This is a genomic window from Pseudohongiella sp. (assembly GCF_040877505.1).
Taxonomy (GTDB): domain Bacteria; phylum Pseudomonadota; class Gammaproteobacteria; order Pseudomonadales; family Pseudohongiellaceae; genus Pseudohongiella.
Map to the genome: position 1 here is coordinate 57,159 of NZ_JBBDNQ010000042.1, position 11,052 is coordinate 68,210.

Below are 11,052 nucleotides of genomic sequence, written 5' to 3' on the forward strand. Positions count from 1 at the left end.
TTTCAAGATCTCCTTTTAATATCTCCCATGACCCTATTCCAGCACGCCATGGAAGTCCGCGACTACGAATGCGATTTGCAGGGCGTTGTCAATAATGCGGTCTATCAGAACTACCTGGAACACGCCCGGCATGAATTTCTGAAGACACGCGGCCTCGATTTCGCCCGGCTCACGGCTGACGGGGTCATTGTGGTGGTGGTACGGGCCGAGATTGACTACCTGGCATCCTTACGCAGTGGCGACAGGTTCCATGTATCGGTAGAACCGACCCGGGAATCCCGCATCCGGCTGGCCTTCCTTCAGGAAATTCGTCGCGCCGGGTCAGATGAATTGATAGTCAAAGCCAGAATTATCACCACGGCAGTGAATGCGCGCGGCCGACCTTATTTGCCGGCAATGCTTGACGTGCTGCTCGACTGACTCAGGTCCGCTCAGCAATAACCACCCAGCCCACCAGATCGCCGCTTCTGTGCAGCTCCCTGCTGCTTTGGCAGAAGAGACCGCAGGCCTGTGCCCGCTGTCGGAACCGGGACATGTCATGGTTCGAATGACAGGCCTGTTGCATGGCTTGCAGGCGGGTGCGGTGTGCGTTCATTTCTTTCTCCAGCGCGTGCAGGCTGTCACGGGTGGGCGCTGCTCCGATGCCTGGCAACTGCTGCAGCAAGCCCGATATGCGTGCGGTGATATCTTTGACAAAGGCTGCCCCAGGGTTGGCATCTGCATAGGAGAAAAGCTGATTGCGCAGCGCCCCGAACCTGTCAATCTGCACCCGCGCGTCCGGGTCATGCATGATGATCATGGGGTCAGGCGGCGGGCCGGATGCCAGCACACGGGCAACGAGGTCATGGGCAATACCCAGCAGCGGTGCCTGGTCTGCCATGTAGTCGAATGCGGCCAGCTCCACTTGTGTTGCCTGCGCTGATACTGACTGGTCGTGATGCATGAGCAGGGCCAGCAGGCCGCCGGGCCTGAGGATGCGTGCCGCCTCCGTCAGCGCTGACTGGATGTCAGTGTATTCCAGCGCGTACTGACTGACCACGGCATCAAAACTGCTGTCCGGATATCCGGTGTCTTCCACCGGTACGTGGCTGCGGAAGGTGACGCCCTGAGCGCTGATGCCGGCCAGCGCTGCCGCGTGCCCGGGTTGAATGGCGGCGGCGTCGATGCCGTCGATATCAAATTCGAGGCCTGTTTTCAGGCTGACATCTCTGGCCAGGAAAGCGATGGCACCATTGCCGGTTCCCACGTCCAGCACGCGGGCATGGGCGGGCAGGCGTCGGAAGAATTGTGTCCAGAACGTGGATATTTCATCGTCATAGTTGGCGCCGAATGCACCGGGACAGGAATGCAGAGTGCCTTTTTCCCAGTACGTGCTCCAGGCATCTGCTGCTGCCGCAGGTTTGTTGTTGTGATAAGAGTCAGTCATAGGACTTGCTTTATAGCCGATTTACCGCTGCAATAACAGGCGGCCATTTATGCGCTGTTCATATACAACGATGCACAAACGTTGCACTAACAAGGAGCTGGCCTGTGAAGTTCAGTTTGGCAAATAATCTGGATCGGCAGGCTTTGCGGCAGTCATTCGAGCGTGACCGTTTTCTGCACATTCCGGATGTTCTTCATAAGGCGGCTGCGGAAAAGCTGCTCAAGGTCTTGCGGGACAGGACAGACTGGAATCTGTGTTTTAATGACCGCGGCAAACATATTGACCTGGCGCCACAAACAATCTCGGCGATGACAGGCGAGCAGCATCATCGCCTTCAGCAAGCCGTGTTTGCGCAGGCGCAAAACGATTTTCAGTACTTTTACAACAACTACCCGATATTTGACGCCCATCAGGCAGGGCTGAACAAAGGGCATCCCCTGCATGCTTTTTATGAATGGCTGAACAGGCCGGAATTTCTGGGATTTATCCACCAGATCACCGGCATGGACGACATCGGTTTTGCTGATGCGCAGGCGACACGCTTTATGGCAGGTCATTTTCTCAAGCGTCACGATGATCATCAGCCCGGCAAGAACCGTCGGGTGGCCTATATTTTCAATTTCACATCTGACTGGCAACCGGACTGGGGCGGATATCTGCAACTGCTCGACGGTGCCGACCATGTCAGCCGTGGCATCAAACCTGTCTTCAATTCCCTCAACATTCTTGCCGTCCCGCAGGCACACAATGTCAGTTTTGTGGCCCCTTACGCCGCCGGGGTCAGGCTGGCAGTGACCGGCTGGTTGCGTGCCGGTAGTACGGACTGACAGCAGTCGCAGGCAGCAATAATCCGGTCTTGGACAACAAAAACGTGAATTTGTTCATAATTATCAGTCTTTATGACGATAAGCATATTCCAATGTGCCAGCCACTGTGTTAAAAATGCTCCGTACTGTGATGTCACAATTTGTAATGGTGGTGTCACACTTAAAATAAATGTCTACTACTCAGGGTGCTGTCAACGTATTTGATCCATATGGATATGGCGCAGACCTTGAAATCAAAGGTGAGTAACTGATGATAAAAAATACCAAGTTAAGTCGGGCCATTCAGTTGGCCATGCTGTCTGGTGCCTACACAGTTGGAATGGGTGCTGTCTCAACAGCCCAGGCCCAACCTTCGGGCGCTGAAGTCGAAGAGATCGTGGTTACCGGTTCGCGTATCGTTCGCCGCGACTTTGAAGGCACCAGTCCGGTGTTTACACTGGATTCGTCTGCTGTTCGTGACGCGGGTACGCCCCAGATCGAGCAGGTTCTCAACGAACTGCCGCAACTGGTTCCGAGTATCACCACAACATCCAACAACCCGTCCAATGGCGGTCAGGCCAACATTGACCTGCGTGGTCTGGGCACCAGCCGCACCCTGGTACTGATGGACGGTATCCGCCTGCAGCCTTCCAACGTGTCTGGCGTCATCGACCTGAACACCGTTCCGGCGGGCCTGATCGATAACATTGAAATCGTCACCGGCGGCGGCTCTGCTGTTTACGGTTCTGATGCAATCGCGGGTGTTGTTAACATCAAGCTGCGTACAGACTTTGAAGGCGTGCAGGTGGCTTCGACATTTGCCGAGTCAGCCGAAGGCGATGGCGGCACGCAGACTGTCAGTCTGATGCTGGGTGGCAATTTCGATGACAACCGTGGTAACGCGGTCATGTTCATGAGCTATGACAATCGTGATGGCGTCTTTGCCGGCGATCGTGCATTCTCCGAAGTGGCTCGCGGACCCAATCTGGCGCCACTGGGCTCAGCTGCAGTGCCCGACGGTTTTTACGTACCTGCAGGTGCCAACCGTGGCTCCCAGGCGGCGTATGACTCGGTCTTCGGTCCTGGTGCCGTGCCCAACACCGATATCCTCGGTTTTAACCAGGATGGTTCACTGTTCTCACGTACGGGCACAGTCAACTACAAGGGTGACACATCCGATGTTGGCTACAACCCGAATACCTTCAGCTACAACTACTCGCCGGTAAACTACCTGCAGTTGCCATTGGAGCGTCGTCAGATTGCCGCGTTCGGGCATTATGACCTGAGCGACAACGCCGAAGCGTATGCCAAGATGAGCTACACCACCTACAGTGCCCAACAGGAACTGGCTGCCACGCCGGTCACTTCTGGCGTAGGGTCGACAGTGTCGGCGAGCAATCCTTTCATTCCGGCAGATCTGGCCACTATCCTGGCTTCCCGCGCCAACCCAGACGACCCGTTCACCATGTATCGTCGAACGGTTGAAGTCGGGTCGCGTGCCTCTGACAACAACTACGATGTACTGCAGATGACGTTTGGTACCCGTGGTGACTTCCAGCTGGCCGACTATACCTGGAACTGGGATCTGTGGGGCAGCTGGGGTCGCACACAGCGTACTGAAATCCAGACGGGTAACGTGTCCCGCTCCAAGCTGCAGGCTGCCTACAATGCAACGGCTGCCAACCCTGACCCATTGGGTTGTGGTGGTCTGAATCCGTTCGGTCTGGGTAACATCTCTGACGCATGTGCTGCAGAGATTGCCGTGCAGGCGCAGAACACAACGATTCTGACCAACAAAATGGCCGGTGCTACCATGACGGGTGGTGTGTTTGAGCTGCCAGCTGGTACCGTGCAAACCGCATTTGGTGTTGAGTATCGTGACAACGAAGCCGTGTTCCGTCCTGACCAGTTCCTGGCCAGTGGCGATGTGGTTGGTTTCAACGCGCAGCAGCCGACTGTGGGCGGCATCGACGTAATGGAAGTGTTCGCTGAATTCTCTGTTCCGTTGATTAACGATGCGCCCTTGGTCAACTACCTGGGCCTGGATGGTGCGGTACGTTATTCTGATTACAACCTCGCCGGTGGTGTTGACACCTACTCGCTGGGTCTGGATTACGAGCCCGTTGAGAATGTGAAAATCCGTGGTTCCTACAACCGAGCGGTGGCGGCACCGAACGTGTCCCAGTTGTTCCGTCCCCAGAACGAAGGCTTCCCGGCTTACACTGATCCATGCTGGGATGGCAGCGCTCAGCGTACCGGTCCCAACGCAGCGCAGGTAAACGCATTGTGTGCAGCACAAGGTGCACCTGCCAGCTTCCCGCAGGGCAACAGCCAGGTACGTGCCTTGTCAGGCGGTAACCCGGATCTGGATCCGGAAGTTGCCGATACCTATACCTTTGGTACTGTCTGGTCACCTGACCTGCAGGATCTTAACCTGCGTCTGGCAGTGGACTGGTTCCGTTACGAGATCACCGAGCGTATCGGTGGTGTAGGCGCGGCATCAATCGTATCGCGCTGCTTCAATGACCAGGACGCCAACCCGACATACAGCCCGACCAACCAGTGGTGCTCATACTTTGAGCGTAGTGCGGCGGGTGTAGCTGAAAACGTTCGTGCAACAGACCAGAACCTGGGCAAGATGAACCTTGACGGTATCGATCTGCAGATCGATGCTGGCCTGGAAGTGGGTCCTGGCATGCTGACCTCCAACATTGCGCTGACGCATCTGCTGAAATGGGAGCAACAGGAAGATCCTTCTGCGCCGCTGACCAGTCAGGCAGGCACTATCGGTGTTGTCGTCGGGGAAACACTACCTGAGTGGAAAGCACGTATATCTACCGGATACGGTTTCGGTGACTACAGTGTGCAGTGGACCATGAACTACATCGACGGTATGGATGTGGTTAACAGCAACGCAGCCCGTTCGCTGGTGACCAGTGGTGTGGTGCCGACAGTGGGTTCCTATACCTACCATCGTCTGACGGGCACCTGGGCGCCTTCCAGTATGCTGGAAGGTCTGAGCCTGACCGCGGGTATCAACAACCTGATGGACAAACAGCCTCCGATCTACACCGGTGACGCTGGCGCGGGTATCCAGTCCAACACTGATCCATCAACATATGATGTTCTGGGTCGTCGTTACTTCGTGTCTGCTACCTACAACTTCTGATTTTCAGAACGTAGGAACAGAGATTGTGGTATAAAAACACCGCCCCGAAAGGGGCGGTTTTTTTATGAGCCGGAGAAAACCATGAACAAATCTGAACTGGAGATATTCCCGTTATTTGCGGTGCCAGTGGCAACACGGACGCTGGAAGAGGCAGAGACAATGAACCGGGCGCTGGAACAGCTTATCCTGTCGCGTGAAACTGAACAGCACCGCAACCCGAATCCCACGCACATCACCCAACAGGAAGTGTTTGAAAGCAATTTTGACTTCTTTCGCTGGCCCGAACCTTGTGTGCAGAGTCTGCGCGGATTCATGCTGGAATCAATCGGCGAGGTGGTCGCGCAGCTGAACGGTTATGGGCCGCAGGAGATGGCCCGCATGCAATTGCACAATCACACCTGGTTCCATGTCACGCGTCACGGCGGTTCGTTTGTCGCGCACAATCATCCCATGGCGTCCTGGTCTGCGGTGTACTGTGTGAAGGCCGGCGAGCCGGTGGCAGAGCGCAGGGACAGCGGCGTGTTACGCTTTCTCGATCATCGCCCCGGATCCAACATGTTTATGGATCCGGCCAATGTGAAAGTACGCGTGCCCTACAACTTTGGTCACTATTCCATGCGATTGGCAGCCGGTCAGCTGGTCATCTTCCCGTCCTACCTGGTGCATGAAGTGGCCACCTATCTGGGCAACGATAACCGTATCACTATTGCCAGCAATTGCTGGTTCAGTCTGCGGTCCTGAGCAGTCTTTCCACAAATTCAGGCACAACGCCGCTGGCAGGACCGCAGATGTGTTCGTCAAATGGCGCGTCGGTCGGCTCCAGGTTCAGCTCAACGGTATGGGCGCCATGCTCGCGTGCCAATTCAAAAAAACCGGCGGCCGGATACACATTGCCGGAGGTGCCAATGGCAGCAAACAGATCACATTGTTCCAGTGCCCGGGTGATCTGCGCCATGGCCAGGGGTATCTCCCCAAACCAGACTACATGAGGACGAAGATTGCCCGGCACGCGGCAGCAGCGACAACAGGTGTCCAGTGTCAGGTCTTCCCGTAAATCGAAGGTCAGTCCGCTTTGCTGGCAACGCATTTTCAGCAGCTCGCCGTGCATGTGGACCAGGGCGCGACTGCCGGCCCGTTCATGCAGGTTATCGATGTTCTGGGTGACCAGCAGGAAGTCATGTTCCGGCAGATCCACGATACTGTGCTCCAGCCGCGCGAGGGCGGTGTGCGCCGGATTGGGTCGAATCGAATCGCCGAGCAATAACCGTCGCCGATCGTTGTAGAACTGATGCACAGCGATGGGGTTTGCCGCGAACCCTTCCGGCGTGGCAACATCTTCGATACGATGGTTCTCCCACAGGCCGTCACTGGTTCTGAAAGTCTGTATACCGGACTCCGCGGAAATGCCGGCGCCGGTCAGTACAACAATCCGTCTGGGTGCTGCCATAAATCTCTGCTGCCCGTATTATTGCAGTGCCGTATTACTGCAATGTAGTTCATCCCCATTATGGCCTTTAATCACTGCCATTCTCAAGGCGGGCGGTCAGTCCAAGGTTCCACTGGCTGCGTACCGGGCGTTATAATAAATTGTATTCTCCAGGAGAAAAAACATGTCTTTACCTACGACAGGCAAACCAGCACCTGCATTCACCTTGCAGAACCAGGATGCAGAACAGGTGTCTCTGGCCGATTTTAACGGCAGCAAAAATGTCATTCTGTACTTCTACCCCAAGGCGATGACGCCGGGCTGCACGGTTCAGGCCTGTGGTCTGCGCGACAGTGCAGCTGAGCTTGCCGCCCACGACACCGTTGTGCTGGGTATCAGCCCGGACCCGGTCAGCCGATTGCAGAAATTTATCGACAAGGAATCACTCAACTTCACATTGCTGTCGGATGAAGATCACGCGGTGGCCGACAAATACGGCGCCTGGGGTCTTAAAAAATTCATGGGCCGTGAGTACGATGGTATTCTGCGCCAGACCTATATCATCGATAAGGCAGGCAAACTGCGGCATGTCATGGACAAGGTCAAAACCAAGACGCATCACGATGATGTGATGAGCTGGATCAAGGAACATTTGTGAAACTGAATTTCAGGCAATACAGCACCGACGGTGAGCCACTGCTGATATTACATGGACTGCTCGGTAATCTGGCCAACTGGACCTGGCACAGTCGCAGACTGGCTGAACATTTTGCGGTCTATGGGCTGGACTTGCGCAATCACGGTAGTTCGCCGCACGAGCATGACATGTCCTATTCGCTGATGGCACAGGATGTCGTCGAGTTCATGGACGATCAGGGCATCGGGGCCGCGCATGTGCTGGGGCATTCAATGGGTGGCAAGGTGGCCATGCAACTGGCCATGGATCACCCTGAGCGCATCAAGCGCCTGGTGATTGCCGATATCGCGCCGGTGCAGTACGGTGGTGAACGCGGCGAACATGATGAGATCTTTGACGGTTTAAGCGCGCTGGACCTTGATACACTGTCGAGTCGAACCGAGGCGAACAAGCAACTGGCGGCCTGGGTTGAGGATGAGCAGGTAAGACAATTCCTGTTGAGCAATCTGGAGCGTGACGACGACGGGGGGTTTGCCTGGCGCATCAATCTGCCGGCGCTTCGTGACAACTACCCTGCGTTGCGTGAAAAGCCTGCGGGTGACGGTGTATTCGACAGAGATGTGCTGTTCATTCGCGGCGATCTGTCGGACTATATCACCGAGGCGCACCCGGAGGAAACGCTGCGGCATTTCCCGCGGGCGACGATTAAGACACTGATGCAGGCCGGACACTGGTTGCATGCTGAAAAACCCGAGACCTTCAACCGGCTGGTACTCGATTTTCTCTCTGACAAAACTTCTGACAATCAACAGGCTGATTCATGACAGTTCTCAGTGTCAACGTTAACAAGATTGCCCTGCTGCGTAATTCACGAGGCACCAATTATCCCGACCTGTTGTATTTTGTGCGCAAAATCATGGGTCATGGCATTAAAGGTATCACCGTTCACCCCAGGCCCGACGAACGGCATATTACCCGCCAGGACGCCCGCGATATCGCGGCACTGTTGCGTGACCATCCTGACGTTGAGTTTAATGTTGAAGGGTATCCCTCGGCTGACTTCATGGCATTGATAGACGCACTGCGGCCAGCCCAGTGCACGCTGGTACCGGATAAACCAGGGCAGTTGACCTCCGACCACGGCTGGCAGATTGCCCGGAGCCGGGATCTGCTTGAGTCGGTGTTACCGCAGCTGCGGCAGTGGGGCGTGCGCAGCAGCCTGTTCCTGGATCCGGACCCGGCTGCCGCTGAACTGGCTGCAGAAGTTGGTGCAGATCGTATCGAACTGTACACCGAACACTATGCCCGGACGTATGCGGCCGGGGAGGAAGACCGGACGCAGTCCGTGTTACAGGCGTACCTGGACACGGCCGACCGGGCGGTTGCTTGTGGGCTTGGCGTCAACGCTGGCCATGACCTCAATCTGCACAACCTGGCACCCTTCCTGGCGGGCGGTCAGGTGCTGGAAGTGTCCATCGGTCATGCCCTGATTGTTGAGTCGCTGGAACTGGGCATGGACGAGGTACTGCGTCGTTACCTGGCGATTACCAGAGCCGCCCCGCAAGCTACGCCGGGTGCTGCCAACTGTGGCGCGTAAAGGCCCGGTTTTTTACGGTTACTGGATTGTAGCTGCCGCTTTTGTCACCCAGTTTGCGGCCGTCGGATTGCAGAACTACATCATTGGTCCTTTCCTGATTCCGATGACAGAGACCTTTGACTGGACACGAGCGGAGTTCACCTCGGCACGCTCCATTGGTCAGATGGTAGCGGCATTCACGGGTTTTTTTATCGGCGCTGGGGTCGATAAATACGGCGGACGACCGTTTATTCTTGTGGGCGGGGTCATTCTATCCATCGCGGTTTTCTCGCTGGGCAGTGTGCAGACACTGACACAGTGGGTCGTGATCAATGGCGTCATTCTGACCATCGGTGCCGCCATGATCGGCAATCTGGTTGTTAATGTCACACTGAGCAAATGGTTTGTTGAACGCAGAGGGCGAGCAGTCGCCCTCGCTGCGATGGGGATATCACTGAGTGGCGTGTTGTTGCCTGTGCTGACCACCTGGCTGGTTGACATGTTTGGCTGGCGTCAGGCCTGGCACGTGTTGGGCGTTGGTGCTGCGATACTGGTACTGCCAGCTGCCCTGGTCATCCGCCGCAGTCCGGAAGACTACGCGATGAATCCGGATGGACACAGCGCTGATGAAATGGCATCTGAAATGGGCGACAAGGCACGTCTTGACTATGCCAGCTCCATGACGCGCCGACAGGCCATGCGCACCGGGCGCTTTTATGCGCTGGTGGTTGCCTTTGGACTGTTTCAGATCTCCATTACCGTGATGCTGCTGCAGACAGTCCCCTTCATGACCGATGCCGGTTATTCGAAATTTATTGCGGCCTCGATGATTTCGCTGAGCTCTATTCCTTCGTTTCTCAGCAAACCGTTCTGGGGCTTTTTCATTGATCGCTACAGCGCCAAACCACTGGCGGCCATTGGCGCGGGTATCACCGGTTTTTCGCTGATCATCATTGTACTGGCGGTGCAGGCGCAGAATACGTTTCTGGTATATGCCGCATTCCTGATGATGGGGGTCGGCTGGGGTGGACTGATTCCGTTGCAGGAAGTGATCTGGGCGACATTTTTTGGCAGACGCTATCTGGGTTCGGTGCGGGCCACGGCGATGCCTTTTACCTTTGCCCTGACGGCACTCGGGCCGGTGCTGGCGGCAGCCTATTACGACCGCTTCGGCAACTACGACAATGCATTTTTATTGATGGCTTTCTGTAATCTGGGGGCGGCCGCCATGCTGATGCTGATGTCAGATCAGCGACCGGTGGTCAGGGCTGACCCTCTGCCCTGAGCACGCTCTGCAGTATCGGCCAGACAATATCAACAACCATGGGCTGGGCCTCGGCAGTGGGGTGAATGCCATCGTCCTGCATCAGTGCCGGGTTCTCCGCAATGCCATCAAGCAGGAAGGGAATCAGTACCAGTCCGTAATCATCGGCCAGCTCCTGGTACTGCGCATAAAAAGGTCCGGTATAGCGCGGACCGTAGTTGGGCGGTATCTGTATGCCAGCCAGAATGACCTCAGCGCCGGCCTGCTGACTGAGCTGGATCATGCGTTCGAGGTTCTGGCGAATGCTGCTCACTGGCAGTCCGCGCAGGCCGTCGTTCCCGCCCAGTTCCAGAATGACAATGTCCGGTTCATGGCCATCAAGCATGGCCGGCAGTCGCGCAAGTCCGCCGGCCGTGGTTTCGCCGCTGACACTGCCATTGACGACGCGCAATGACATGCCCTCGTCGCGCAGGCGCTGTTGCAGCAGGGCGACCCAGCCATCATTTGTATCCATGCGGTACGCCGCGCTGAGGCTGTCGCCGAACACCAGCACGACACCATTGTCGTCCTCGGCAGCCGCCATGCTGGCCAGGAGCATTAAAATGCCAAGCACGGCGTGGCGCACGGCACCGGGATTGTATGTCCGGCATGTCCGGCGGCACGGTCGGATGAGTCTGCAGATCAGCGATTTAACGTTCATAAGTCGGTACAATGGCCTATTTCGGCGACAGGCGGTGTATGTGCCCCG

11 protein-coding genes are annotated in these 11,052 nt (G+C 56.3%); 8 read left to right on the forward strand and 3 right to left on the reverse strand.

Going from position 1 to position 11,052, the window contains the following annotated elements; translation table 11 throughout:
* The first annotated feature begins 27 nt into the window (after positions 1 to 27).
* The gene (locus WD071_RS15315; protein WP_368049266.1) at positions 28 to 420 is read left to right on the forward strand and encodes an acyl-CoA thioesterase; all 393 of its coding nucleotides are present in this window, start codon (positions 28 to 30) and stop codon (positions 418 to 420) included.
* A gap of 1 nt (position 421) precedes the next feature.
* Here the strand turns inward: WD071_RS15315 and WD071_RS15320 are convergent, their stop codons facing one another.
* The gene (locus WD071_RS15320) at positions 422 to 1,426 is read right to left on the reverse strand and encodes a class I SAM-dependent methyltransferase (RefSeq protein WP_368049267.1); all 1,005 of its coding nucleotides are present in this window, start codon (positions 1,424 to 1,426) and stop codon (positions 422 to 424) included.
* A 104-nt stretch (positions 1,427 to 1,530) separates the two neighbouring features.
* On the opposite strand from WD071_RS15320, the gene WD071_RS15325 reads away from it, so the two are divergent.
* From WD071_RS15325 to WD071_RS15335, 3 genes are all read left to right on the forward strand, one after another.
* The gene (locus WD071_RS15325) at positions 1,531 to 2,253 is read left to right on the forward strand and encodes a 2OG-Fe(II) oxygenase family protein (protein WP_368049268.1); all 723 of its coding nucleotides are present in this window, start codon (positions 1,531 to 1,533) and stop codon (positions 2,251 to 2,253) included.
* Between the two features lie 250 nt (positions 2,254 to 2,503).
* Positions 2,504 to 5,401, forward strand: a complete 2,898-nt coding sequence (locus tag WD071_RS15330) for a TonB-dependent receptor (protein WP_368049269.1) — start codon at positions 2,504 to 2,506, stop codon at positions 5,399 to 5,401.
* 81 nt (positions 5,402 to 5,482) lie between these two features.
* A complete protein-coding gene (locus WD071_RS15335) occupies positions 5,483 to 6,142 on the forward strand; it encodes a putative 2OG-Fe(II) oxygenase (protein WP_368049270.1) in 660 nt (219 codons plus the stop codon).
* Here the strand turns inward: WD071_RS15335 and cobB are convergent.
* Complete coding sequence (gene cobB / locus WD071_RS15340; RefSeq protein WP_368049271.1) at positions 6,126 to 6,848, reverse strand: Sir2 family NAD+-dependent deacetylase; 723 nt, start codon at positions 6,846 to 6,848, stop codon at positions 6,126 to 6,128. The two genes, WD071_RS15335 and cobB, sit on opposite strands and share 17 nt — an antisense overlap.
* Positions 6,849 to 7,011: 163 nt before the next feature.
* Between cobB and bcp the strand changes: the two genes are divergently transcribed.
* Genes bcp through WD071_RS15360 form a run of 4 tightly spaced genes read left to right on the forward strand, consistent with a single transcriptional unit; the run spans position 7,012 to position 10,325 of the window.
* A complete protein-coding gene (bcp, locus tag WD071_RS15345; protein ID WP_368049272.1) occupies positions 7,012 to 7,485 on the forward strand; it encodes a thioredoxin-dependent thiol peroxidase in 474 nt (157 codons plus the stop codon).
* The gene (locus WD071_RS15350) at positions 7,482 to 8,288 is read left to right on the forward strand and encodes an alpha/beta fold hydrolase (RefSeq protein WP_368049273.1); all 807 of its coding nucleotides are present in this window, start codon (positions 7,482 to 7,484) and stop codon (positions 8,286 to 8,288) included. The genes bcp and WD071_RS15350 overlap by 4 nt, the downstream gene beginning before the upstream one ends.
* Complete coding sequence (locus WD071_RS15355; RefSeq protein ID WP_368049274.1) at positions 8,285 to 9,061, forward strand: pyridoxine 5'-phosphate synthase; 777 nt, start codon at positions 8,285 to 8,287, stop codon at positions 9,059 to 9,061. Before WD071_RS15350 ends, WD071_RS15355 begins: the two co-directional genes overlap by 4 nt.
* Positions 9,051 to 10,325 (forward strand): MFS transporter, encoded by a 1,275-nt coding sequence (locus WD071_RS15360; RefSeq protein WP_368049275.1) that lies wholly within the window; start codon positions 9,051 to 9,053, stop codon positions 10,323 to 10,325. Before WD071_RS15355 ends, WD071_RS15360 begins: the two co-directional genes overlap by 11 nt.
* Here the strand turns inward: WD071_RS15360 and WD071_RS15365 are convergent.
* Positions 10,303 to 10,902, reverse strand: coding sequence for an arylesterase (locus tag WD071_RS15365; protein WP_368049394.1), 600 nt, complete (start codon positions 10,900 to 10,902; stop codon positions 10,303 to 10,305). The genes WD071_RS15360 and WD071_RS15365 overlap by 23 nt on opposite strands.
* Positions 10,903 to 11,052: the final 150 nt, after the last annotated feature.